The 25,334-nt window shown below is 60.4% G+C and carries 18 protein-coding genes and 1 pseudogene; 12 read left to right on the top strand and 7 right to left on the bottom strand.

Annotation, left to right across the window (positions count from 1 at the left end):
* Positions 1–97 precede the first annotated feature (97 nt).
* The 7 genes from RFM40_RS20525 to RFM40_RS20555 all read right to left on the bottom strand — a co-directional run bounded on the left by RFM40_RS20525 (position 98) and on the right by RFM40_RS20555 (position 9,693).
* Positions 98–1,450 carry a lipopolysaccharide biosynthesis protein gene (locus tag RFM40_RS20525; RefSeq protein ID WP_320278112.1) on the bottom strand — a complete coding sequence of 451 codons (1,353 nt, stop codon included), beginning with the start codon at positions 1,448–1,450 and terminating at the stop codon, positions 98–100.
* The gene (locus tag RFM40_RS20530; RefSeq protein ID WP_320278113.1) at positions 1,441–2,721 is read right to left on the bottom strand and encodes a glycosyltransferase family 4 protein; all 1,281 of its coding nucleotides are present in this window, start codon (positions 2,719–2,721) and stop codon (positions 1,441–1,443) included. The genes RFM40_RS20525 and RFM40_RS20530 overlap by 10 nt, the downstream gene beginning before the upstream one ends.
* Positions 2,718–3,491: a hypothetical protein gene (locus RFM40_RS20535; RefSeq protein ID WP_320278114.1), complete on the bottom strand. Its 774-nt coding sequence runs from the start codon at positions 3,489–3,491 to the stop codon at positions 2,718–2,720. Before RFM40_RS20535 ends, RFM40_RS20530 begins: the two co-directional genes overlap by 4 nt.
* The gene (locus RFM40_RS20540; RefSeq protein ID WP_320278115.1) at positions 3,478–5,454 is read right to left on the bottom strand and encodes a hypothetical protein; all 1,977 of its coding nucleotides are present in this window, start codon (positions 5,452–5,454) and stop codon (positions 3,478–3,480) included. The genes RFM40_RS20535 and RFM40_RS20540 overlap by 14 nt, the downstream gene beginning before the upstream one ends.
* The gene (locus RFM40_RS20545; RefSeq protein WP_320278116.1) at positions 5,454–6,599 is read right to left on the bottom strand and encodes a glycosyltransferase family 4 protein; all 1,146 of its coding nucleotides are present in this window, start codon (positions 6,597–6,599) and stop codon (positions 5,454–5,456) included. Before RFM40_RS20545 ends, RFM40_RS20540 begins: the two co-directional genes overlap by 1 nt.
* Positions 6,600–6,604: 5 nt before the next feature.
* A complete protein-coding gene (locus tag RFM40_RS20550) occupies positions 6,605–7,405 on the bottom strand; it encodes a glycosyltransferase family 2 protein (RefSeq protein ID WP_320278117.1) in 801 nt (266 codons plus the stop codon).
* A gap of 602 nt (positions 7,406–8,007) precedes the next feature.
* Positions 8,008–9,693, bottom strand: a complete 1,686-nt coding sequence (locus tag RFM40_RS20555) for a glucosamine inositolphosphorylceramide transferase family protein (RefSeq protein ID WP_430691715.1) — start codon at positions 9,691–9,693, stop codon at positions 8,008–8,010.
* 108 nt (positions 9,694–9,801) lie between these two features.
* Between RFM40_RS20555 and RFM40_RS20560 the strand changes: the two genes are divergently transcribed.
* From RFM40_RS20560 to RFM40_RS20615, 12 genes and pseudogenes are all read left to right on the top strand, one after another.
* Entirely contained in the window at positions 9,802–11,043 is a 1,242-nt protein-coding gene (locus tag RFM40_RS20560) for a glycoside hydrolase 5 family protein (protein WP_320278119.1), read from the top strand.
* 309 nt (positions 11,044–11,352) lie between these two features.
* Positions 11,353–12,513: a glycosyltransferase family 2 protein gene (locus RFM40_RS20565; protein WP_320278120.1), complete on the top strand. Its 1,161-nt coding sequence runs from the start codon at positions 11,353–11,355 to the stop codon at positions 12,511–12,513.
* Positions 12,514–14,130, top strand: coding sequence for a Rossmann-fold NAD(P)-binding domain-containing protein (locus tag RFM40_RS20570; protein ID WP_320278121.1), 1,617 nt, complete (start codon positions 12,514–12,516; stop codon positions 14,128–14,130).
* 7 nt (positions 14,131–14,137) lie between these two features.
* The gene (locus RFM40_RS20575) at positions 14,138–15,037 is read left to right on the top strand and encodes an NAD-dependent epimerase/dehydratase family protein (RefSeq protein WP_320278122.1); all 900 of its coding nucleotides are present in this window, start codon (positions 14,138–14,140) and stop codon (positions 15,035–15,037) included.
* A gap of 422 nt (positions 15,038–15,459) precedes the next feature.
* Positions 15,460–16,437: an NAD-dependent epimerase/dehydratase family protein gene (locus RFM40_RS20580; protein WP_320278123.1), complete on the top strand. Its 978-nt coding sequence runs from the start codon at positions 15,460–15,462 to the stop codon at positions 16,435–16,437.
* Positions 16,437–18,365: an HAD-IIIA family hydrolase gene (locus RFM40_RS20585; protein ID WP_320278124.1), complete on the top strand. Its 1,929-nt coding sequence runs from the start codon at positions 16,437–16,439 to the stop codon at positions 18,363–18,365. Before RFM40_RS20580 ends, RFM40_RS20585 begins: the two co-directional genes overlap by 1 nt.
* Entirely contained in the window at positions 18,362–19,363 is a 1,002-nt protein-coding gene (locus tag RFM40_RS20590; protein WP_320278125.1) for a GHMP family kinase ATP-binding protein, read from the top strand. The genes RFM40_RS20585 and RFM40_RS20590 overlap by 4 nt, the downstream gene beginning before the upstream one ends.
* Complete coding sequence (locus RFM40_RS20595) at positions 19,360–20,064, top strand: SIS domain-containing protein (RefSeq protein ID WP_320227015.1); 705 nt, start codon at positions 19,360–19,362, stop codon at positions 20,062–20,064. Before RFM40_RS20590 ends, RFM40_RS20595 begins: the two co-directional genes overlap by 4 nt.
* Positions 20,065–20,077: 13 nt before the next feature.
* On the top strand, positions 20,078–20,293 hold the full coding sequence (locus RFM40_RS20600) for a hypothetical protein (RefSeq protein ID WP_320227014.1): 216 nt from the start codon (positions 20,078–20,080) through the stop codon (positions 20,291–20,293).
* A 242-nt stretch (positions 20,294–20,535) separates the two neighbouring features.
* The gene (locus RFM40_RS20605) at positions 20,536–21,756 is read left to right on the top strand and encodes a glycoside hydrolase family 16 protein (protein WP_320278126.1); all 1,221 of its coding nucleotides are present in this window, start codon (positions 20,536–20,538) and stop codon (positions 21,754–21,756) included.
* A 539-nt stretch (positions 21,757–22,295) separates the two neighbouring features.
* Positions 22,296–22,880 (top strand): annotated as a pseudogene (locus RFM40_RS20610) (phosphomannomutase/phosphoglucomutase); the annotation flags it as partial.
* Positions 22,881–22,893: 13 nt separating this feature from the next.
* A complete protein-coding gene (locus RFM40_RS20615; protein WP_320278127.1) occupies positions 22,894–25,191 on the top strand; it encodes a mannose-1-phosphate guanylyltransferase/mannose-6-phosphate isomerase in 2,298 nt (765 codons plus the stop codon).
* Positions 25,192–25,334: the final 143 nt, after the last annotated feature.

Here is a 25,334-nt window from a genome sequence, read left to right on the forward strand (position 1 = left end):
AGCGCGTCGACGGCCTTTTGTTCCGGTGCGCCAACTCAGTTCCGTCCAGATTGCCGCCCAAGCCGCGTCGCTTGCGAACACGAGCTCAAGGATCGCATCATGGCCTCCGTGGACGACAAGTCTGGAGCGGCGGCGAGGTCGGTCGGTCGTGCGCGTGGCCGGCGATAGACTTCAGTTTCATGGCGAAGGCTAAAATCAGGGCCGCACATGCACCCTCAATGCTTATGGCGAGCGTCCAGCCCAGGACCAGGCCCTGAAGCCCATCAAGCTTTGCCCCCTCGATCACAAAGCCTAGCTCCAGAAATCCGCCAAGGGCGAACCAGCGAGATGCCTTGCGCATCTTGTCGCCCAACCGCGCCAGCGTGCAGGCATGGAATTTGAGCGTCGATCCCAGCAAGCTAAAGCCGAGAAGGCGCAGACTCGAACCGGCGATCTCAGCATAGGCCGGGTTGAAGACTGCAAGGATCGTCTGCGAATAGGTGAAGATGAAGACTGCGCAGACCAGCGAGAAGAGCAAAGACGTCACCACCGATAAAAGGATGTTGGGTCTGGATTGTTTCGGGCTCGCTCTCACCACGGGGAACAGGACCGTGGCCATGGCTGCGGGAATCAACGAGGCGATGGAGACCAACATCCATAAGGATACGAACGCGGCATTAATGGCTGGCGACAGGAGAGTCAGAACCAGGTAGGGCATAATGAGGCCGGGGGCCTGCAAGGCCACGTCGAGCGCGTAGTGGTCGAACACCTTGATTCGGAGCGTATTGAGCAGCTGGAAATCGGGAGGCCCGACGAGGCGACGAGCACCTCCCCGGGTCAGCAGATCCACGCCGGCGACGGACGCCAGGAGGCCGGCCACCCAACTAAGAAGAAGCGCGGCATGGGAGGTGTAGCCGCCAGCGGCTGCGGCGGCGATCAGCATCAGCTTCAACGTGCCGAACAGCACTTGTCGGATCATTTTTCCAGTGGCGCGCAGGTTGCCCAGGAACGCTTGGTCGGCCAGGATGGCGAGAACGGTCAGACCGCAACCGAAGACGAACGTGACCCCCTCTAGCCACCCGCCGATCAGCGCGGTCGAGCTGTTGAAGTACGCATGTCCAAAGACGAACAACAAGGCCAGACCCACCGCCAGCGCTACCCCGACGCATACTGCTGCGGCCACCAGTCCGCGCTCCTTGCCAGGATTCCGGACGATCTCGCCCACCAGCATGGTCCCGAGCCCCGCCTCCCCCAGCGTGCCGATAAGCCCCATCACCGACAGGAGTGCGGAGGTGTTGCCGATCACTTCCGGCGGAAACAGCCGCGCCGCGAGCCACCAATAGACAAACCCGAGACCGGCCGCTGCAACCGTTCCGATTGCCAGAGCGCCAGAATTCATCACGAGCGCTGCGCTCTTTCGAAGCTCCCGGCGCACGCGAGTAATGGCCGCCCCGGCGCGGTCTACCGACATGGTGGTTGTCCCAAACCTTGCTGCGCCGGCGCTGCGAACCTGCTGATCTCTGAGCTCAGGACGTCCCGGTACACCTGCTCGATTTGGGTCACGACCGCTCCGGCCTTGAGACGCTCGACCCTGGCGAGACTTGTCACTTCCAGGTTGGTGAGCAAGCCGCGGTCATCCAGAAGTATCTGCATTGCGTTGGCGAGGGCGTGCGCATCGCCGCTCCGCACAAGAAGGCCTGTTTCGCCATGGTCGACGATATCCGGCATGCCGCCGACGTCGGTTGCAACGACTGCCTTGCCCGATGACATCGCCTCCATGATCACCGTCGCGCAGGCTTCTGGTCCCACCGATGGCAGCACGCCGAACAGGGAGCGCCGCCATGCATGCATGATGGCGGAATGCGGCCACATGCTGAAGACTCGAACGTGAGACGGGAATTGGGTTGGCGTATCGGCGACCCGGCGTCCGATTAGGACCAGTTCCGGCGCACGCTCCAGGCTGGCATAGGCTTGCAGGAGAACGTCGATACCCTTGAGGCGCGTCAAGTCACCAACGAACAAGATAAATTCACCCTTGGGGAGCTCCCGCAGGCAGGCATCTTCTGGGCCAAGCACTCCGACGTCGTCGGGCACGAAGTTGGGGATCACCTTGTAAGGAGCGCGACCTTGGGTGAGTCCGTTGTGACGGGCCACCGCGTGGCTCACCGCGATGAAGCGATCCACCAAGCGCCGAGCGGCGATGCTCGACGCCCAGTTTCCCAACGTGGTCGCGGCTGCCTTCACCACCCCGTAATGTCCTGTAGCGCAAGGCAGGCACTTGGCCGGCGCTGGGCCACTGCACAGATGGGACCCCAAGTGCATGAAGTTCTTCTTGGCGCAAACTAGGCCATAATCGTGGAAAGTGATCACGAGGCGGGCCCCCCTCAGACCTTTGAGCGGCAGAAAAGACGCGTAAATCCAGTTGTGGGCGTGAACGATGTCCGGCCGCTCCTGGGTGACCAGCCGCTTCAGTGCAAGCACCAGTTCGGGATCCGGGAAGGGCGGTGCATGGCGGCGCTCGGGATCGGTGTGAAGGCCCGACAGACGCTGGAGTGTGCCGTGCAGTCGATGCACGCGAACCGCGCCGTCCAGCTCGGTTTCGGGCGATCCGGGGTGCATTAGGGTCCCGACACTGACATGATGGCCTCGCTGCGCCAGCGCTGCGCCCAAATTGCGCACGTGTCGCTCCTCTCCCCCGATGACCGGAGGATAGAACTGCGATAGTAGCAGGATGCGCATCATCGAGCCTCATTCAAGCTACGTGGCACCAGCGTCGAAACGCTCCGATAGAGCCGGTTATCTTCCGGGCGATACAGCCGGGCCTCGGCCCTTTGGGGAGTTGCTAAGGCGGGCACGGGGATATCTCGCGTCCAGGTGCCGCCCGGCGCGACGGCGACCGACCGGAGAACCGCGAGTGGTTGCTCATCAAGGGTGATTTCGACGTCGAACCGCTGAGCTTGGGTCTCGGCGCTCCTGATGCCCACCGTGATCCGGCCGGCCTCGCCTCTGGCCGATGGCAACAACCAGAATTCGGTGTATTTGAATTCCCGGTGAGCCGCTTCGTCCCGGACGGCCAGCGCATAGGCCCCGGTCGCCACAAACACCGCTAGCATGAGCACGGTCCCCTGCCAGAGCCGGACCCGCGCCCGAGCCGGCCAAGCCGGCAGATCGGGAGTGTCGCGGCGGATGGCGGCCACCAGTGCGGCGGCGACCGTCACGGCCCAGAACCAAATCGCCCAGCCGAGCGGCGTGAGGAAGTCTGCGGCGTTCAGGGCAAAGCCCCCGGCGATGCCGACGGCGAGGTTTGCTCCGACCGCGTAGACGACGTGTTGCAACGCGGAGGTTGTCCTGACGCCAATGGCCCGCAGCACCGCGTGGCCCGACACTAGAAAAACCATGGGCGCACCTAGGGCAGCACGGAGGAGCACGCTGTCGCTGAAACCAACGGCCGCCACCACGGCCGCCGCCCACAGGCACGCTGCCAGAAGGTCCCGCTTGCTAGAAGTTGTCATGCAATTCCCTTACGTCATAGATGACAATCCAGCCGTTGTCGTAGATGCGGGTGACGCCCTTGACGTCATTGAACTTGAGGAGCGCTGCGGCCGAGATCGGCGTTCCCTGCCGTCGTTGCCAGGGCTGAAAGTAAAAGCCGAGTACCGGCGGAGCCGTGCTCAGGCGCCTGTCCACCAGCAGGAAATCGATGTCGCTTCCCGCCAAGCCCCAAAACTCCCCTGGCCCCAACGTCTCGGCCTCGAATATGCCCGCGGAATCTACGCCTTCTTTGATCTTGATCCTGACGTCCTGTCGGCCGTAGCTCGCAAGCAGAATGCTGTTGATGCGGTCGGAGATGAAGCGATTGCCGGCTCCGAGCCATTCCTTGGCCCAGCGTGCCGTTTCAATCCCCATGGGCTCGATTGATTCCTGATCTGCCGCCACCCTATAGCGCCCATCGATCGGATTGATCGTGGAGCTCGTGACGCCGCCCAAGACGATGACCGCCAGAGCGACGGCCGGTACGATGCGGCGCCACGCGCTCGGCGTGGTGCCCTGCCAGAAGTGGACGATGCTCACCGCGACGACCAGCCCGACACCGATGAAGACGAACGTGCCCATGCGGTTGCCGATTTCCCATCCGATCACGGTCAGTCGGAAGGCCACAGAGACCGGGAGCCCGAAGGCGAGCAAGGTAAGGAGCACGAGGCGGCTGTCGTGCCAGCGGCACTTCAAAATGTGGTGGATAGGACGCCAACCTGACCGCGGGCTACTCAGCGCTGCCATGGCCAGCGACCGAAAGAACCCCGTTGCCAGGCCGATTGCCAACAGCAGGAGCGCCAGCAAGGTGGTCAGTTGCAGGTAGAGGGGCTTGGCCGGCGCTTCGAGGTGTTCCGACACTGGGCTGGCCGCGCCAAGGATCTTCGCGAGCAATGTGTTGAAGCCTGCCTCGATCACCGGGCCGAGATAGCCTGCGAGAGGGATTCCACGAGCCTGCATCCACAGGAATGGCAGCGCTATGGCCAGGATCGCCGTGAGACTCACGCCGATCCTGGTTTCAATCCGCGTGGGATCGTGCCGGCGCAAAGCCTCGAGACCGGCCAACGCTCCGAAATAAACGGCGGCGAAGGCCGCCGACACGTGATGCGTGACCGCGAGGCTTGCTAGCAGCACGGCAATTAGCCCGAGTGACGTCAGCCTCGGTCGTCCGACGAGATCCTTGGACGCTGCTTCGACCGCGAAGGCTAACACACACAGCACGATGCCGAGACTCTCGTAGGAGAAACTTGCGTCGAAGAGGAAGAAGGTTGAGCAGCCCATGTAGACCAGACAGGCGATCGCCGAGATACGCGGCGATCCGGCGATGCTTTCGAAGAACAGAAACAGGGCACCGATGAACGTGCCCTTGAGGACGGCCAATAAGAGCGTCCCCGCCACAAACAAGGGAAGTCCCGTCAGATCAACGATCGCCGTCGTCAGGATTTCCAGGGCTGGATAAGTTGGCCCGATCGGGAAAAGCGGGTTGGACAGGAACAGTCGGCGCGCCGTGATGAGATCTTCGGCTGCGATCCAATGCAGGTACTCGTCGTAGCCGCTGAAGCTGGTCGGGGAATAGACCTTCTTGCAGTAGTACAGAGCTTCGGCGAGCAGCAACAGGAGGAACAGGCGCTCACGTCGGGCTGTCGTTGGCCAGGCAATGCGGAGGCTGGTTGGAACGACCAAGAGGATGATGCCGGACCAGAAGAGCGGCGGCGCCGCGTCATACTCCCGGCGCCCGGCTGCGTGTCCGGCCACGACCAGCAGCAGCGCTGTGGCGACGGTCAGGCATAGAATCGCTATCCATCCGTAATTGACCGGCTGGGGCGGGGCATCGGCGCTGCGGTCGCGAAGGTCGGGACCGATAATGGCCGACACGAACCGTATCCCGGCCTGGAGCGGTCTGAGACTGGTTCCCGCGGTGAAATGAGCCGGCGTCATCAACATCACGCCCTCGTCGCAGGAGGCCACAATTTCATGCCGCGGGGGGCCGAGCGGGCCGTGGATCGGCTGCTCAGGACATCACAATAAAGGTCGCTCAGCGCTTGCGCGCAGGCATCCCAGTCGGGCAGCGCCAAATCCGGGACCTGCCGATGCGCCTCCAGTTCGTCGGCCATGGCGGTGGCCAGCTCCCCCGGACTGGCGTTGCCCGGAATCGCCCGGCACAGGCCATTGGCGGCCAGTTCCCTCAGACCGGACGTGTCGCTGACGAGAACCTGACGGCGCAGCGACAGGGCTTCCATCACGGCGACCGGATGGGCCTCATATTCGCTGAACAGCACAAACAATGCGGCGCTCGCCAAGAGATCTGCCATTTTCTGGCGCTCGGATCCACGGATACCCGCAATTGTGACCCGCCCCTCGAGGCCGAGCGCCTCCACGAGGCGCCGCAATTCTCCCTCGTAAGGGCCGGTACCGACGATGTGCAGTCGAACGTCCGGTACCCGGAGGATCAGTTCCGGCAAGGCTGCGATCGCCCGGTGATGGCCCTTGTAGCGCTCCAGCCTGCCACCCGAGACGACCAGGTGCGGATCGACCTTGACGCCAGGGCTTGGAGCCGGCATCGCGGCGCCGTTCGGTATAACGACAAACCGCTCCCGCGGCACGCTCATCCTCCGGCTGAAGAAGTCGGCTTCGAATTCGGAGACGCCGATCAGCCGCGCGGCCCGTGCTACGAGCGGCCGGAGCAGCATATGCTGCGTGCCGCGTATGGTGTTCCGCAGCCGCGAGGAATGGCCGCCACTGTGGAAGGTCAGGACGAACGGCAGCCGCCCGCGGACGGCAGCGAGCAGCCCGATCGGCACCACGAAAGAACTATAACCCTGGAAGTGGATCAAATCCCAAGCCCCGCGCCGGATGGCGGTGTAAACGCCAGGCGCCACATAGAGGTCCAGCTCCTTTGGCCAGGCCGGGACGCGCCGCACACGCATGCCGCACACCTCCTCCTCAACCGGCAATTCTCTCGAGGGATCGGTAGTGAGCACGTCGACTTCGTGGCCGCGCGCCACCAACCGGGGACCGACTTCCTGGATGTGAGTTTCAGTGCCGCCCATAAAAGGGTGGCAGCGAGCGGCAACCATCAGGATTCGCATCAGGCTTACCCGCCGTCATCACAGGCTATCGCGCCCCGCCCGTGTGGTTGGTACACCCATTCACGCAAAATGGTCTTGAGGACGCGCCAGCCGTCTGGGATGGCGCGCAGATGGCTCACACCGCTAATGCGAGGAGCCTCGAAACTCGCCACCTCGACGATATTGAGGTGGTTCTTCAGGGCCCGCACGTTGATGAGGGTCTCGATCTCGAATCCATCGCAGTCGCAATTGAGCGTGCTGACGTGCTTGGTCCAGAAGGCTATGTATCCGTAGCATAGATCGGAGAACCAACCGCCATAGAGGAGCCGCACGAACAGGGTCAGCCCCCTGTTGCCTAACATCCGAAACAATGACATGTCGTCGGTGCCCGCGCCCTGGATAAAGCGTGAACCCTTGACGAGATCCGCGCCGGCCATCAGCGCACTGACAAAGACGATCGCCTCCTCCGGGACCATGGAGCCGTCAGCGTCCAGCATAACGATGATGTCGCCTGTGGCGGCCCGGAATCCCGCTTGCAGTGCGGCACCCTTGCCTCGTCGGGGCTCCATGACAACCTTCACGTCCTCGCGTAGGCGCCGTGCGACCGCGACTGTGTCGTCGGTTGAACGACCATCCACGATGATGATCTCGTGCGCCCAGTTGGGGATGCGCGGCAAAAGCCAAGGGAGGTTCTCGGCTTCGTTGAGCGTCGGCACGATGAAGCTGACCCGCGGTAGAGCTAGCGATTGCTGCAGCCCGAAATCGATTGGGTTAGGCGGCGATATGGCACTGACGGGGCCGAGAACGCTCGATAGACTGGCATTCATGGCAGCGCTACAAGATCGAGCGATGGGAAGCAGCGGCCGGGCTGGAGGCTCGCCAAGACTGCCGATAGTCGTCCGGTGAGATGATGGGCCGAATGATAGCTCCCAGAAAGGAACCGACATAGAATTCCAGCCACATCTCCAAGTTCAACTATCCTCATAATATGCAGACTCCCGGACATGACGAAAAAATGAGATGAACGAAGATGAGAGATTGAAACGACTTAGCCTCTCGGCCGAGTTAAGCGAGCATTGCTGATGCGCCCTGGCAATGGAAGCATCAAAAGATGGTTAGAAAGAACCATGGGTGATTAGCTCTTTGTGGTTATCCCTTCAGGTTATTTTTGGAGCGAAACCACCGGCGCCAGATGGCACGGCAGCGGCACAATGACAGTCAACAGCTGCGTTGGCAGCGCTGCCAAACCCCTGGATGCGGACCTGAGGGGACCACAGCGCGATGCGTCCATGCCAGTAGGAGAATCATAACCTGCGGCCGGGATACAGATTCTAGGCGACAGGGTCTTCGAGCAGGCAGCGGAAATGCAGCGAAAATCACTGGCGCGATATCCCGCGACGCCGGAATTGCCACAGGTCAGAGTTGCGAGTTAATCCCGTGCGCGAGAAGGATCGAGCACGTCCGGCCCTTCGCAGGCGGCGCTGCGGGCCTGACCAACTGGCCACGCTAACTGACCGGGACGAGCTATCGGCCAGGGAAGGAGCCGCCCATGCGGCGCTGAGGCCGGCGCGTCGGGTGCAAGCAGCCGATACGAGGTCGTGACCTGGCGCAAACCGCGGACATGACCGAACAGGTCGATCACTTCAAGGCCAGACCGGCGATTGTAGGTGTGACACCGGAACGCTCCGGACCAAATGCGACCGACTGGGGTCTGGGCAAACTCCGACGCGCCGAGCGCATCGATCCGGCAGAATGTCACCGCGCCGCCATAGCCGCGCGCGCAGTCCTGGACGGGGCGTAGCATGCATCCGCCGTGTTGGATGACGGCGCCAGCGGGGCGGCTGAGCGCGGCATCGAGCAGGACGGGGTTTGCAGCATGGGACGTCCAGGGCCCCGTCAGGCTCTCGGCACGGTAGAGGCTGAGCACATCCCACGATGTGGACCTCCACAACCTCGGGCTGACGAAAAACCAAAAGCCACCCTTATGACGCAGGGGCGTTGTATCGTAGCCCTCGATCCCTTCCAGGAGGCAGGCCTCCCGCGTCCACCGATATGGGAAGTCGACTGCCCTGTAGAGACTCACGTTCCTTGCCGCCCCGGATTCCGGGATCATCCAGATCTGCCCGTCCTGCTCGAACACGAACGGGTACGAGAGGTGGTGTGGCTCTTCCAAGACGATCTGGGGTGCGCCGGCAATCCCGCTCCGGTCCACTGTTACGACCGCAATGCACCCCCGGTTCTTTGAGTAAAGGTACTGTTCGACGAAGATGAAATCCTGCCCCTGATGCCGGAACGGGAATGGGTCGGCGAGGAAGCTGCCGGTGCCCCCGGTGAGCACGCTGAAGGCTGCTTCGCCTTTATCGAGCAGGCTCGCTGCTTGATCGGAGCGCCAGCCAATCCCCCACGATCTGCCGCCTCTCGCCAATGTGTCCAACAAATCGATTGCCTTCGATGCCGCCCTGCCTGTGTCCCATGCAATGGCCGAAAGTACGCCGAGCGACGACGCGGCCATCGGCGGCCCGGGGACACCGGACTGAGCTGAACTGGTTTCCTCCCGCAAGGCTTTTAGGATCAGCGCCACAGCGCAGGAGAGGACGCTGTCGAGACCCGCTGCAAACACTTCACGGTCCACGCTGGCCGGACGCGCAATCCACGGCTGCGACGGACGAGCCGTATCGTGCAGCTCGACCAAAAGGTCCTGATCATTCGCCAGGGCCGCCATGACTCCGATCTCGCCCGGTAGGCCATTGAAGAGCGGAGTGAGCACGCGCCGCCCAGAGGGGAGCCGCTCCCCCCCGCTCAAATCGATCACCACATCCACTTGGTCGGCCGGGGGCGGCGGCAGGGACAGCAGCGACGCCTCGATTGAGTAGGTGGCACCGTTCACGCGATAGCCATAGAGTAGTCGTTCGAGTTCGAGCAGCAGGCGGAGGATCAACGGCAGCGGGCGGCGGCGGGCTGCGAAAGCGCAGGACACATCGTTACCGGGCACGTCAGCGAGCGCCTCCGCCAGCCACAGATGCCAGCGCATCAGCCGCGATGGATCGAGACTCAAGCAGATGCACATTGTTGTTCTCACGGTGGATTTCACGAAGACGACAGCTTTGGCGAGCACTCCCAGCAAGGCGCCATAATGCCCGATTGACGCTGGGCTGTGCGAGGCCAGAGGAGGTAATCCTTAGGGGCGGTTGCACTTGGCGCCAGGCGAGAGCCACATGCAGGAATGATAGTTGGCTGGCAACGGGCGAAATATTGGCTGCGCAATGCCGGATTGTGCGTGCTCGTGTTCGTGCCAGTACTGGCAATCGCGAGCCCCGCCTACGACCCATCGGCAACCTCCTTCATCAAGACTTCCGGAACGAACTTCACGTTGGGCGGCAGGCCGTTTTTCGTGACCGGTGTAAACAATCACTATCTGACCTACGGTTCGAAGGATGAGGTCACCCGCGTTCTCGATGACGCGGTGGCGATGGGCGCCAATGTGGTCCGCATCTTCCTCCAGCCGGTGATCGGCTCGCTTGATGGCAGCGTCGTCACGATCTGGGACTGGCAGCTTGAAGGCGAAGCCAGCAATCTCGCTGTCAACGGGACCTACCTACTCTACTGGGATCCGACCCAAAACAAGATGGCGATCAATGACGGCGTCAACGGCATGCAGAAGGTTGATTTCGTCATCGCCGAGGCCGGCAAGCGGCACCTGAGGCTGATCATAGCTGTCCTGGATTTCTGGGCCTTCACGGGCGGCGCCCAGCAGATGCGGGCCTGGTACGGGAGCCGCGACGAGTCCACGTTTTTCTTCAATGACCCGCGCACGAAGCAGGACTACCGGGCTTGGGTCCGCCACGTCGTGCAGCGCGTCAACCCGCTCACCGGACTTGCCTACCGGGACGACCCGACCATCATGGCTTGGGAGCTGATGAACGAAGGCAATGCAAAGCCGCAGGCGTTGCGGTTGGCCTGGACCGCCGAAATGTCAGCTTACGTCAAGTCCCTCGATCCCAATCACCTTGTCAGCTCAGGAAATGCCAACATTTTCGATCCCAAGTTGGCGGATTTGACGATCCCGACTCTCGATTTCGGGACTTGGCACGGCTACCCGGTCTATTACGACCTCACGATTCAGCAATTCAACGACATGATCCCTGAGTTCTGCCAGTTGGGGGTCCGCGACAACAAGCCGGTCCTTCTGGAGGAATTCGGCCATGCCCGCTCCAATCAGAACGTGACTGAAGCTTACGCCATGTGGCTCGACACTTTGACCCGTGATCGCAACTGCGCGGGTTGGCTGGTATGGCGGCTGGTCTCGCGGCAGGACAGCGGACGCTATCCCGTCGACGAACACGACCAGTTCGATATCCACCACGACGGCGGTGCGCTCTGGAACATCCTCAAAGCCGCCGCGGCTCGGGCGACGCAGACGCGCGAAACTGGCCAGGCCTCGGAAACCAGCCGGCAGCCGCCATGACCGAAGTCCCCGTCGCGATCTGTGCCTACTCACTTGGTCGCCGGGACGATTTGAACGCGGCCGTTGCGGCGGTGCGCCTCCACACTACCCTCGCCCGCGAGATCATCCTCGTCGTCGGCAATAATGAGGCGCTCTTGGAGCACGCCCGGCAGAGATCGAGGGTGTCGTCGTCACCACCTAGTAAGCGTAGACTGTGCGGCAGTCGCACGACGCGAGCCGGATCCAGCGCGCGTAAGCCTGACGTTTCAAAACCACGAACGTCGCATGGTTTGGGCACACATCAGCAGCTCAAGTTGGGAGAATTTCTAGATGCGTATTGTGACGCTTGCGCAATCTTATCCACCGATTGGCGTTGGCCAGGAGGGCCACGTTCGCAACGTAAGCACAGATCTCGCCCACCGCGGTCATGATGTTGCCGCTGCTACAACCACTCAGCCCGGATCGAGAACGGGGCAGCCCAACAATGGCGTCGGCAGCGAGCGCGCGCAGATCCCGCGCCTTCCCACGATTTCAGTGATTATCTGTGCGTACACTGAGCACAGATGGGAGTTGATGCTGCAATCGGTGGCCTCGGTTCAAGAGCAGACCCTCATACCCTGCGAGATCATCATATGCGTCGACCAGCCCCTGTTCCGCCGTTGTGCCGCGTACTGGGCTGACTTCGCGGCAGCCACCCCTCCGGTGCGGGTGATCCAGAACCAGCATGACGGGCACCTGGGGTCGGCCCGCAACACCGCAGCTGAGGCAGCCACCGGAGAGATTCTGGCATTCCTGGATGACGATGCAGCGGCCGACAAGGACTGGCTCGAGATCCTCACCGGCCCTTACCAGGATGAGCGCATCGGCGCGGTCGGCGGGCGCCCCATACCGGTTTTCGAGACCGGCCGCCCTGCCTGGTTCCCTGTGCAGTTCGACTGGGTGTTCGGATGCGCCTATGATGGCCTTCCGACCAGCCGCAGCCCTTTGGCTCACCTTATAGGAGCGAATATGTCGGTGCGGCGGACCCTCCTGGAGCAGGTGGGCGGCTTCCATTCCGACAATCACGACGATATGGACATGTGCCATCGCGTGGCGCACATCACGAGCAGTGACGCGGTCGTCTACGAACCGGCGGCAACTGTCCGCCATTTTGTACCGGCCTCGCGGCCGACATGGAAGTACTTCTGGCGCCGCTGCTTCTTCGTCAACAAGGGGAAGGTCGGGGCCTTTGCTCAGATGGGACAAGCCGCCACACTGGGTGCAGAGGCTCGCTTCGTCTGGTACGCGCTTACCAGGGGCATACCGCGGGAGATTTGGCAAGCGGCCAAGGGTGACGCAGCCGGGCTGGCTCGGTTCGCGGCAATAGTCGCTGGCGTGGGGCTGGCCGCGGCAGGTCACGTCGTTGGCCGGATCGAGCTTGTGCGGCGGCGCCGACAGGCAATAATGCAAATACTGGATACGGCCGCGCAGGCTGACGGGCGCGGGAAGTAAATGCCGTCTTCGATAATCATTGGTTCGGGCCCGGCTGCAGCCGCCGCCGTATTGGCGCTGTCCGAGAAACCGGGCGAGAAGATAACTGTTTTCGATCCAGGCACCGTGCTGGACATTGAGGCACAGGAGGTAATCTCCAAGCTGTCCAAACTGCGTGTCGAGAACTGGGGTGAGGAGGACGTCCGCCGGGTCAGCATGCAACCCAAGCGGATCCAATCCGATTCGCTGCCCGAGAAGAGAAGCTACGGATCCGATTTCCCGTTTGCTAACAAGGGTCAACTCGACGGCGTCCACTGCGAAGGTAGAGTCAACCCGGCCGTCATATCAGGCGCCTACGGGGGCTTCAGCAATGTCTGGGGGGCGCAGATCATGCCCTTTAGCGCGGCGACGTTCAAGGGATGGCCGTTCGACTTCTCGGTTATGGAGAAGCACTATCGGACCATCCTGGGTCACATTCCTTTCGCTGGAGAGTCTGACGACCTCGAGGAATGGTTCCCGCTCATTGGATCCCCGGACCCGCTCCCTCCGCTGGCGCCACGGACGCAGATGGTCCTGGCCAACTACGACCGGCACCGCGATCGAGTGCGTTCCACGGGAATAACGATAGGCCGCGCCCGGCTCGCCTTCTCGGCACCCGAGTGTCAGCCCTGCGGCCTATGCATGACGGGGTGCCCGCGCTCGCTAATCTTTTCGGCCTCGCACAGCTTCGATCGTTTCAGGCGCAGCGGGCGGATCGACTACCACAGCGGGCTGCTTGCGGTGCGAGTCGACCAGGAGGGCGAGACGGCCGTCGTGCAGGCCCGGGAGCTGTCCAGCGGCCGGATCCACCGATTTACAGCCGACAGGGTCTTCGTGGGTTGCGGCGCAATCGGGACCACGCGGCTGATCCTTGGGTCGCTCGGCTTGGACCAGCCGGTACATCTTGCGGAATCGGCTCAGTTCGTTCTCCCAGTGATTTCCATGAGGCCGACCCCCGACCCACGTAGAAGGCGCGAGTTCACACTCAACCAGTTCACCATGGTCATCGTCCGAGACGATGAGGCCTTCGATGTCTCGCAGATTCACTTCTATCCGTTCAATCAGGCTTACTACGACGCACTTCCCGGCTTCCTTAAACACCGCGCCGCCGCCTTCGCGACGAATCGGCTCCTGAGCCGGTTGACGGTAGGCCTGGGCTACTTGCCGTCTTGGGAATCCCCCAAGGTTCGGGTCAGCGCCCAGATTTCCGCAGCTCATGATGAGCTACCCAAGATCACCCTAACTTCGGAGGGCTTCAGCGATGCCAAGGTTCGGGGCAAGCAGGTGCCTCCGATGCTGTCGGACGCAATAAAGCGGATCCGCAAGGCGGCACCTTACCTTGACTTGTGGCCAGTCACGCCGCAAATGCTATGGTCGGGCGGCGCCAAAAGCTACCATTTTGGCGGCAGCTTTCCCCACGCCGTTGAACCGGACTGTGGACGTTCGACGACAGACCGCCTTGGGCGGCTGGCGCGCTGGGACCGAATCCATCTCATCGATGGATCGGTTTTCCCAAGTATTCCAGCTACCACCTTTACCCTGACAGTGATGGCCAATTCCCATCGCATCGCCTGCGAAGCGATGCAGTTGACGGGTTGAGCATTCAATGCGGGTCGGTATCACCGGGGCCAATGGATATGTCGGGACCATCCTGCGTGCCGCCTTCGCCGAAAAAGGGCATGAGGTAATCGCCTTCGCCCGTTCGAACCGGATGACCTCCGAATCTGCCTTGGGTGGCGCCGAATGGCGCCCATTCGAGATCAAGCGCCCGCCGTCACGGGCCGCATTCAGCGACCTAGATGTGCTCATCCACGGTGCCTGGGACCTGACCCTCGTCAGCGCCGGCGATGTTTGGGACGTCAATGTATCGGGCTCGCAGCACCTCCTCCGCAATGTCGTCGACGCGGGGGTTCGCCGGGTCATTTTTATCTCCTCAATGTCCGCCTACAAAGGAACACGACAGTTGTACGGTCAGGCGAAACTTGCCTGCGAGCACACCGCCAGCAGTCTGGGAGCGGTTTCAACGCGCCTCGGATTGGTATACGGCCCCGGTTGGGGCGGGATGGCAGGCGCGCTCCGCAGGCTGACCAAACTGCCGGTCACACCTCTGATCGGGGCGGGCTCCTACCAGTTCACCGTGCATGAAGCGGACATGGCAGCCGCGATGGTGCGAATTGCCGAGTCGGACATGCCCCTGTCGGAACCGGTAGGCCTGGCCAACCCCGAACCGGTTCCGTTCCGACGGCTCATGAAAGAGATCGCCGCATCACAAGGCAGAACACAGCGCGCCGTCTCTGTGCCCTGGCAACTTGTAAGTGGCGTCCTCAAGGCGACCGAGGCCCTGCATGTCCCGCTACCGTTCCGATCGGACTCCATCCTTGGGCTCGTGCACCCGGCCGCAGAGGTTCCCGGTGCAGAGCCGCTCAAGCAACTCGGAATCGGATTTCGGACCTTCTCGCTGAACGGCGATCGACCATCATCCGGGACGTTGGGTCAATATTCTTAGTCGAAGACCAGCTCGATGCGCCAGAGACGCAAACGGCGAGGTGTGCGGCCGGCATGATCCCAAGGACTCGCGGCGGTATCCACACCTGCCGTATCGTCGCGCAAGCCCTTCGAAGAACCTGCCGCGCGCCTTGACCATCCTGGGGATTGTCGTGGGCGTCGTCGCATCGCGTGGCGCAATTCGGTCCTCATCTGCAAAAAGGGGCTACCCCCTGAGGAACAATCGCGGATCGGAGAAAACCATGCGATGATTCAGAAAGACGTATGAAACGCATGATCTTAGCGACGAGAGTACAGCTTGACGCCCAGCTCGGTCGACTCCCGCCCCTCCAGCGGTGAAGGCTTGAAAACTGAAGTTGGCATTGCAGCATCCGGATGACTTGAGACGCAAAAGCTTGCGCACAAGAGGAAGGCGCAATCCCGTTGGGTGAACAGCACGCCATTTTTGTATCGGGAGCTGCGGGCTTCGTAGGAAGCAGGCTTGCAAGGATCTTTGTCGATCGTGGATTTCCAGTCTTTGGCTTTGACAACCTGTCGCGAGGTTCTCGGGAAAACCTGAACGGGCTTCTCACGCATGAGAGGTTCATTTTTGAGAAAGTGGATCTCTCGGACGCGGGTGAGCTGAGAAGCCGCTTTATGAATTGTCACAGGCGCATTCCGATTTCCGAAGTCTGGCACATGGCTGCTAATTCGGACATTCCTGCAGGAATCGCCGATGCCTCTGTTGATCTACGCGATACCTTTCTATCGACGTTCAACCTGTTGGACGCAATGAAGGAGGCGGGAGTCCCGTTACTAGCTTTTGCATCCAGCTCAGCCGTGTACGGCGATTTGGGAGAGGCTCCGATTAGAGAGGATATCGGGCCGCTGCTGCCTATTTCCAATTACGGTGCGATGAAGCTCGCATCGGAGGCGCTAATCAGCGCTGCCGTCGAGAACTGGTTATCCCGGGCCTTGATTTTTCGCTTTCCGAACGTGATCGGCGTTCCGGCAACGCATGGTGTCATTTTGGATTTCGTCCGAAAGTTAACGGCTTCACCAACCAAGCTGAATGTTTTGGGATCGGGGCGGCAACGGAAGGCATATCTTCATGTCAATGATCTGATCGATGCGATTGTCTACTTGCGCGCAAACGCATCAGAGCGGTTTGGCTGCTACAATGTCGGCCCGGAGGACAAAGGGGTAACCGTTAGCTTCATAGCGGAAACGACTGTCGAGGCTGTCGCGCCGGGCGCAGGGATTGAATACGGACTTGAAGATCGCGGTTGGACTGGGGATGTTCCCCGATTTTCATACGATATAGCAAAACTGCGTGCGCTCGGTTGGCGGCCCCAACTTGGTTCGGCTGACGCTGTTCGAAAAGCCGTCGTAGAAATCGTGCAGCAGGAAGGACACCTGTGATGCAGGCGCAGGCCGTTGTACTTGCGGGTGGTCGAGGGACGCGGCTCAGGGGCCGTATAGGTGATCTGCCTAAGTCATTGGCCAACATCTGTGGCAAGCCACTTCTTGAGCATCAAATCCTCCTCGCTAAGCAACACGGGATCGAGAGGATCTTGATCCTGGTGAACCACGCGTCCGAGCAAATTGTGGAATTTTGCAATCAGCGCAAAAACTGGGGGATTGACGTTCGTTGCGTGAATGACGGTGCGCCTCTCGGGACAGCTGGGGCAGTTTTGGCCGTTTTGGATCTGCTCGATGACGACTGCCTTACGATCTATGGCGACACGATGCTCAACATCGATCTGACCCGCTTCAAGAGCTTCCATGACAAGCACAAGGCGGCAGCGGCAACAGTTTTCACCCACCCGAATGATCACCCGCATGATTCCGATCTGATAGAAGTGTCAGAAGACGGCATGGTTGCCGCGTTCCATCCCTATCCACACGAGCCGGGTTCCTATTATCCCAACAAAGTTAGCGCGGCCCTTTATTATATTCGAAAACAAGCGCTTCTTCGGTGGCGCTCAGCAGTAACTCCCATCGACTTTGGCAAGCACTTGTTCCCTGCAATGCTTCTGGATGGCACGGAAATCAGAAGCTACAGTAGCCACGAGTACATAAAAGATGCTGGAACCCCGGCGAGACTTGACAAGGTTTGCGCCGATTTTGAATCCGGCCGCATAGATCGGGCTTCACTCGCCTTTCCGCAGAAAGCAGTCTTTTTGGACAGGGATGGGTGCATCAATGCTGACTATGGACACATCGATCGTCCCGAACGCTTCGAACTGATCGAGGGGGCCGCGGCCGCGATCGGACGTTTCAACAGGGCCGAATACCGGTCAATCGTCGTCACTAATCAACCCGTTGTGGCGAGAGGCGATTGCTCCGTACGAGACTTGCGGATGATCCATAACAAGATGGAAACTGAGCTTGGGCACCGCGGAGCTTTTGTCGATGCCATCTATTTCTGCCCACATCATCCAGATCGCGGCTTTGCCGGTGAGGTGGAAGCGCTGAAGGTCCGGTGTGAATGCCGCAAGCCTTCTAGCGGGTTGGTTGATGATGCAGTGCGAGCGTTCAATATCGATCGAGGTCAATCTTGGATCATCGGCGATTCTTCTACGGACATGGCACTCGCAAAACGGTCTGGGATCAGATCGATCCTGGTCGAGACGGGTGCAGGCGGGTTGGATAGCAAGTTTCATGTCATGCCTGACTATACCGTCCCAGACTTGTTCGCGGCTGCCAATTTCATTCTCACCGTTCATCCGAACTTGATAGAAACAGCGTCTGACCTGGTCGCGCATGTGAAGCCGGGTGACGTTTGTTTTGTGGGAGGGCTCTCACGAAGTGGAAAGAGTGTTCTTTCCAGCGCAATCGGGGAGGCCCTTCGCGGGCGCGGCTTTGATGCGCAAGTCGTTGCTCTTGATCGCTGGATACGGTCCGCCGCTGATCGCGGACCAACGGTGATGGGTCGCTACGACCTGAACGAGATCAGGACGGTTCTAACCCGCTTGGTGGGCGTTCGTTCTCGCGAGACGCACGATCTTCCCTATTACGAAAAGCTGAGCCGGGTATCCCATCCAGGATCAGAAAAGATGACCATCTCTCCGGAAACCGTCCTGATCGTGGAAGGAGCCGTCGCGCTTTCGCTGTCCGATGTGGTTTTGCGCGGCCGGGCACACACGTTCTTCGTTGATATTGATGAGGAATTGAGGAGGTACCGAGTAGCGCGAGAATACTCGCTGCGCGGATTGGATCGGGAGGCTGCAGCGCGTATCTACAGTTCTCGCCAAGAGGATGAGGCACCGATTGTGCTGGCATCGCGGGCGATTGCTGATCGTTGCATTCGATTGCGGGCGATCGAGCTGATTGAGGCGGCCGCATGATTATCAGTCAGACGCCGCTTCGCGTCAGCTTCGTGGGAGGTGGCAGCGATCTTCCTGCCTTCTATCGGGAGGAAGGTGGCGCCGTCCTGAGCGTTGCTATCGACAAATACGTGTACGTGAATGTGAACCGTAAGTTCGATAACGGTACTCGAATCGCTTACTCCAAAACGGAAGAGGTAGAGACTGTCGAGAATATCCAGCACCCTATAGTGAAAGCAACGATGGAATACCTCGGAATCTGCGGCGGCGTTGAGATAACGACCATTGCTGACATTCCATCTAAGGGAACGGGTCTTGGATCTTCAAGCGCCTTTACGGTTGGTCTTCTGCACGCGCTGAACGCGTTTCGAGGGCAGTATGTCTCGAAGGCAAAGCTCGGTGCAGATAGTTGCTGCATTGAGATTGAGCGTTGTGGCGCACCCATCGGAAGACAAGATCAATACGCCGCCGCCTTCGGTGGGCTGAATCTTATCGAGTTTCACTCCGATGATAGCGTCTCGGTGTCGCCGCTCATATGTCCACGTGAATTTATCGCTGCGATCGAGAAGCAAGTTCTTGTCTTCTACACCGGCATGACGCGCAGTGCGTCGGACATTCTCGTCCGACAGTCGGAAGGCATCGCTAAAGCACCGGACAAACGCAAGGCGCTCAGGCGGATGGTCGAGCTCACGTATCATCTCCGCGATGAACTGCATCGATGCAATCTCAACGCCTTTGGCGAAATCCTCCACGAGAACTGGCTCTTAAAGAGGAGCCTTTCCGAAGAAATCTCGAACGATGCGATCGATGGCTGGTACCGGGCTGCGTTACGGGCAGGCGCCACGGGCGGGAAGCTGCTCGGAGCCGGCGCAGGAGGTTTTCTCATGTTCTTCGCACCTCCCGACCGCCACGACGCAATCAAATTGGCTCTCGGGGTGCTAAAGCACTTCCCTGTGAAGTTTGATTTCGCCGGGAGCCGCATAGTTCATTACCAACCGACATCGGAGATTGCTCAATGAAACACTTTAGCGGCAGTGCTCACTCAACCGAGGTCGGTGTCCGCACAATAACACCTGGCGGCAGTGCTCAAGCTTATTTCAAGAAACTTGAGACAGTGCTGGCTTCTTTAGATCACCAAAGCTTTGACAGTGCAGTTGCGCTGGTCGCAGAGGCACAAAGAGACGGCAAGCAGGTAATCACGCTGGGCAATGGTGGGAGTTCACTTACGGCGCTCCATTTCATCACGGACTGGAATAAGAGCATCTACCTCTCTACGAAACGCCCCTTTCGTGGCCGGACGCTGGTGGACAATGTTGGCCTTACATTTGCGTACGCGAACGACGTTTCATTCCAAGACGTATTCGTCGAGCAGCTGAAGAACATCCTCAACGATGGCGACTTGGTCATTGCCATTTCGGGAAGCGGAAACTCGGAAAACGTTTTGCGTGCTGTTCGATACGCTAACAATCACGGCGCAGTCACGTTAGGTCTTTGTGGATATGGCGGGGGAACGCTCAGACAGATTGCCCAACACGTTGTCTGGGTCAATGTGAATGACATGCAACTAGCTGAAGACATTCATTCTATGTTCGGGCATGTCGTTATGCAGCGTCTTTGTTTGGCAAGTACACAAGAGTGGAGCGATCGGCGTCAACAGCGCAGCGCCGCTGGGGGCCTCGGTGCAAATGGAGCTGGCGTCGAGCCGGGTTTGCGATCCTGATCGAGAACAAGCGATGCAGCAGTATCGGCTCTACGTTCTTGACGAACGCGGCCAGTTCATGGGCGGGATCAACCTTGCCTGCACAGACGACGTTGCTGCGGAAGAGCAGGCCAGGCGGTTAGCAGACGGCCACGAGGTGGAGCTTTGGCGACTGGTTGCGCGGTTGAAGTTTGACAATCCGCGCTGTTCTGGTCTTGAGAAATATCATCCTGATGCAGGCACACGCTAGAATGGTGGGTTTAACGTTGAGCTCGCGCGACAATAATGTCTGGCGCGATGATATCCAAACATCCGCTATTTTGTTATCAGTTCGCGTTGCCTAACTGCGAGTTTGAAATCAGTTCGGGTCGCCTAGCTGCGAGCTTGAAACGGGCTCGCGTTTCCTAGGACTGTGAGCCTGCGGCATGCCGCGCACTTGGCGATGCGGAGCGGTGGGATTCCCTGTTTTCAACGCCACAGAAGGATCACGGAATGGCTCTTTCCGCGCCCGCAGGGTTCACTTCTAGCGACCTCGTCTACGAGGAGAATTTCTCCGGTACGACGCTCGGCAGTGATTGGCACGCCTACGTCACAAGCAATGCGGCCAAGGGCGGGCCATGGAATACCGATGGCTCGGGAGGAAGTACCCCGGGCGGCCCTTACAATGCCGAGTACGATGGGGCGAGCCAAGTTTCTGTGAGCAACGGGACCTTAGATCTGACGGCGATCCGACAGTCCATCAGCGGCACGAATCAGGGGGGAACGGCACAGACATTCCCGGTCACGTCCGGAGCTGTCAGCAGCTATGGCAACTTCGAATTCAACGGCGGCTACCTTCAGATTAGCATGAAGGCGCCGAGCGGCGGTGGCGCATGGCCGGGCCTTTGGCTGATGCCCGGAGAAGGCGCGGGCAGCAGCGGCGACAATTTCGAGCTCGACATGCAGGAGGGTGGATTTACCGGTTCTGGGCCGGCGGACCAGAATTTTTCCTGGCACCTGCACGGGCCGTCAGGGTGGGTCGGCGACACCATCGACAGCGGCATTGACCTCACGGCCGGATTCCACACGTACGGCATCTACTGGGATCCTGGTAAATCGATCACTTGGTATCTGGACGGGAAGCAGATGGCGCAAGTGACCAGCGCACAGGTCGTGATCCCGGATGAACCGATGCAATTGATCATGAACAATGCGGTCGCGAATTCAAACGCGGCCGGGTGGCATACAGCTCTCGATAGCTCGACCCCTTCGTCACTGCAGATGCAGATCGACCAGATTCACCTCTATCAAAAGGCGGGCAGCGGCGACACAGTCAGGGGTGCCAACGTCACTCCCTCGGCGGTGTCCACGATCCAGCCGGCAGTTACGCACGTCGCCACTTCACCGGCAACGGGAACCGAGCATACCGGCGATGTCATCACATTGAGAGTTGACTTTAACAGCGCCGTGACTGTCACCGGTACGCCTGCACTGTCGCTCAATGATGGCGGAACGGCCAGCTATGTCGGTGGCTCCGGCACGAACGCGCTCACCTTCCGCACCACCGTCGCGTCGACGGACACGAATACCTCGGCGCTGGCTATTACCGGGGTCAATCTTCCGAGCGGCGCGAGTATCAAGGACGCGAGCGGTGTGGCAGCGGATCTGGACGGCGCGGTAGATACGTTCCCCGGTCTGCAGGTCGATCCGACGTCATCGACGATGGGCGATTGACGTCGCCAACTTCAACCGACGCGGCATCTTCGCCAAACCCCCCGGCTTCACAGCCAACCCCAACCGGCCCGGCATCGTCGACCGCGCGTCGTTTTGCAAGAGAACGTGCTCTTCAACCGATCGGCAAGTATGCTCCTGGCGGACGATGAGATGCGAACCGGAGCGTAAGGGCTACCCCCAATCATGAAGCGGCGTGGACCCAACAGCGTGCTAGGATTGTGCCGCGCAATTGTGGGACGAAACTGTGACGCTCAACATAGTCGGTCAGGCCAAGCCGAATACACTCCTCTTTGAAACCAGTCCTCTCATCAAGGCCACTGGCTTCCGCGAATACGACGCACGCTGGTGGTTCGGGCATCCAGGCTCCGAGAAAGAGCCCGAGCTCAATTTGCTGGGAGTACAGGTGCTCGGTATGGCGCTCGGCACCCTGATCCGTCGAATGGGTATGGACCCTGACATCGTCACCGGCCATGACTTCCGAAGTTTCCATGGCCGTCAAGATGGCGCTCGTCGCCGGCATGATGGCGGCCGGGGCGCGCGTCAAGGACATCGGCTTGGCGCTGGCGCAGAACCATGCCTTGATCGACTGCTGGAAGACCGGGCACTCCTACATCAAGAGGCGCGTTGCCGAACTCCATGCCATGGCCGGCTTCGAGAAATCGGGCCATTTCTTCTTCAACCCCCCGATCGGACGGGGCTACGACGACGCGCTCGTTACGGCGATTGCCATTTGCGAGATGCTCGACCGCAACCCGGGCAAGACGCTCGCCGACCTCTACCGCTATCTGCCGGTGACGTACGGTACCCCGACGATGTCACCACACTGCCCCGATGAGGAGAAATACAGTGTGGTTGCCAACGTTGTCCGGGAATTCCTGAAAATGAAGAGCGATGGGATGGAGTTCGCTGGCCAGCCACTTGCTGATCTGGTCACCGTCAATGGCGTGCGTGTGGTCGCCCAAGACGGTACCTGGGGCCTGGTCAGAGCCTCGTCGAACAAACCGGAAATCGTCGTGGTGGTGGAAAGCCCCGTCTCGTCTGAGCGCCGTCGGGAGATGTTCCTGGCTCTGGATGCTGTCCTGCGCCGCAATCCGGAAGTTGGCGCGTACAATCAGACATTCTGAGAGGAACTGGACCATGCCGGGCCGCATCGTATGTTTTGTCATGAGTGGGGGCGTGGGCTCACGGCTTTGGCCGCTTTCGCGCGAAGACAATCCCAAGCAATTCCATGACCTTTACGGCGACGGATCCATGCTTGCGAAGACCGTCCGGCGCCTCAAGGCCCGGCCCGAAGGTGGTACCCCAATTTACCTGATAGCGTCCGAGCGGCATGCCGATCGCGTTGTCTCCGACATTAGTCCCCTCGGCTTGGACGGCGGCAGATCGATTTTTGAGCCAGTTGGCCGCAATACCGCCGCGGCGGTCGCAATAGCCACCCTGCAGACGATCGTCGAGTATGGCGCCGACGCGCTTGTGCTCGTGGTTCCCTCCGATCATGAGATATCAACCGACGCGCAATTCTGGGAAACGGTCGAAATAGGCCGCCCGGTCGCCGAGTCAGGCAGACTTGTCATATTTGGCATCAAGCCGATACACCCCGAAACCGGGTACGGTTACATCGAGGTAGCGGCAAGTGCCGACGACGTGGCCACCGTTGCGCGATTTGTCGAGAAGCCCGATGCCGACACAGCTCGCCAATATGTGTCTTCGGGAAGGTTCTATTGGAACGCCGGCATCTTCCTGTTTCGCGCAGACACGATGCGCCAAGCATTTCTCGAGTTCCGGCCAGACATCTGGGTCAGCTGCGAACGGGCCCATAAGACCGCACGGCACGACGTTTCGGGAATTTACCTGCCCCCGAGTTTCTACTCAGCTGTCCCGTCAACCTCGATCGATTACGCAGTCATGGAGCATGCCCAGGACATCGCGATGGTTACGGCATCCTTCCACTGGAATGACCTTGGATCGTGGCAATCGCTGCTCGAAGCCAGCCCGACCGACAGCGACGGCAATGTCGTGATGGGCGACGTCGTGGCGATGGACTGCGGCAGTTCCTATCTTCGAAGCCAGGGCAGGCTGCTGACCGTCATTGGAATGAAGGATGTAGCCGTGGTGGCAACCTCGGACGCGGTATTCATCGCTCCAGTCAGCCACAGCCAGAACGTTAAGAAGGTTGTCGAACAGTTGGAGAAAAGCGGACGGCTCGAGACCAAGTTCACAGCGTCGGAAGACCAGGTCATCGTCAGCGGGTCGTGGCGCAAGCGCGTCGAGCACTGGCTTTTCGACGAAACCCTGCCGGTATGGTCGACTGCAGGCGTCGACGACGTGTACGGCGGATTTCATGAGTCGCTCGGATTTGACGCCAGACCCTTACGCAAGCCGAAGCGCATGCGGACGATGGCTCGACAGATCTACGCATTCGCGGTGGCCAAGGAACGCGGTTGGACCGGACCCGCCGACGACCTTATCAACCACGGGATCGACTTCATCGCGAAATACGGCCGCACCGATCGCGGCGGCTGGGTGCGCTCCATGAATTGCAACGGCAGCGTAGCTGACCCGGCGGAGGACGCTTACGACCACGCCTGCGTGCTGCTGGCGCTTGCACATGCTCATCGATGCGGCCACCAAGATGCCCTGCGCCTTGCGCAAGAGACATTTCATTTCATCGACACGCATCTGGAGGCCGGCAGTCTCAATGGCTTCCTCGAGAGCCCCCTTTGGAACGGGGTGCGGTTCTCGAACCCCCACATGCATATGCTTGAATCCTTCCTTGCCTGGCATGGGGTCACGGGCGACCGCGTATATCTGCGTCGTGCGGCGCGCGTCATCGATCTCTTTCGATGCCATTTCTTCGACGAGGAAAGCTGGACACTAGGAGAGCGCTTCGACGGCGATTGGCAGCCGTTGCCAGGGGATGAGGGACAGTGGACTGAACCAGGGCACCATTTCGAATGGGCGTCCCTCCTCGTCGACTTCGCGCGGACCAGCGGCCAGAAGGACTTAGTTGCATACGCGAGAAAGCTCTATTCCTCGGCGGTCGCAAGCGGTCTGAACCGAGCCACCGGTCTCGCTTATGCAGCCGTGTCGCGCCATGGGCTGCCCCTCGCCCGGCTTTCGCGAAGCTGGCCGCAGTGCGAGGCGATCAAAGCGGCGGTCGCCCTGGATGGTATTGGCGGACCTGATCTGAAACCCGAGATCGAAGCGCGCGTCGCCCGGCTCTTCAGATGGCATATTGATCCCGCACCGCTCGGCTTATGGGTCGACAGGATTGATGAGCGCGGAAGGTCAGTGGCTACGGAGGTCCCGGCGAGCATCTTCTACCATCTGGTCACGGCGTTGATGCAGTATTTGGACAAGACTGCGGGACAGGTCGAAGCTTTCCCGCTGCCAGTTTCGGAGATAGGCACGTCTCTCAGGCAGGTCCGTGCCTGACTGCCCGTCGCCACGTGGAACGCGACTGCTAGCTTGGCCGCGACAATCAAGATTGCTAGGTCGGCTCTGATGTATTGTAAGCGTCACGAGCACCGCACGGCTGTCCTTGGTTGACAGAGGCAGGGTCAGATGCGGGCCGCTTT

The sequence above is a fragment of the Mesorhizobium captivum genome (assembly GCF_033977165.1).
GTDB classification, from domain to species: Bacteria; Pseudomonadota; Alphaproteobacteria; order Rhizobiales; family Rhizobiaceae; genus Mesorhizobium; species Mesorhizobium captivum.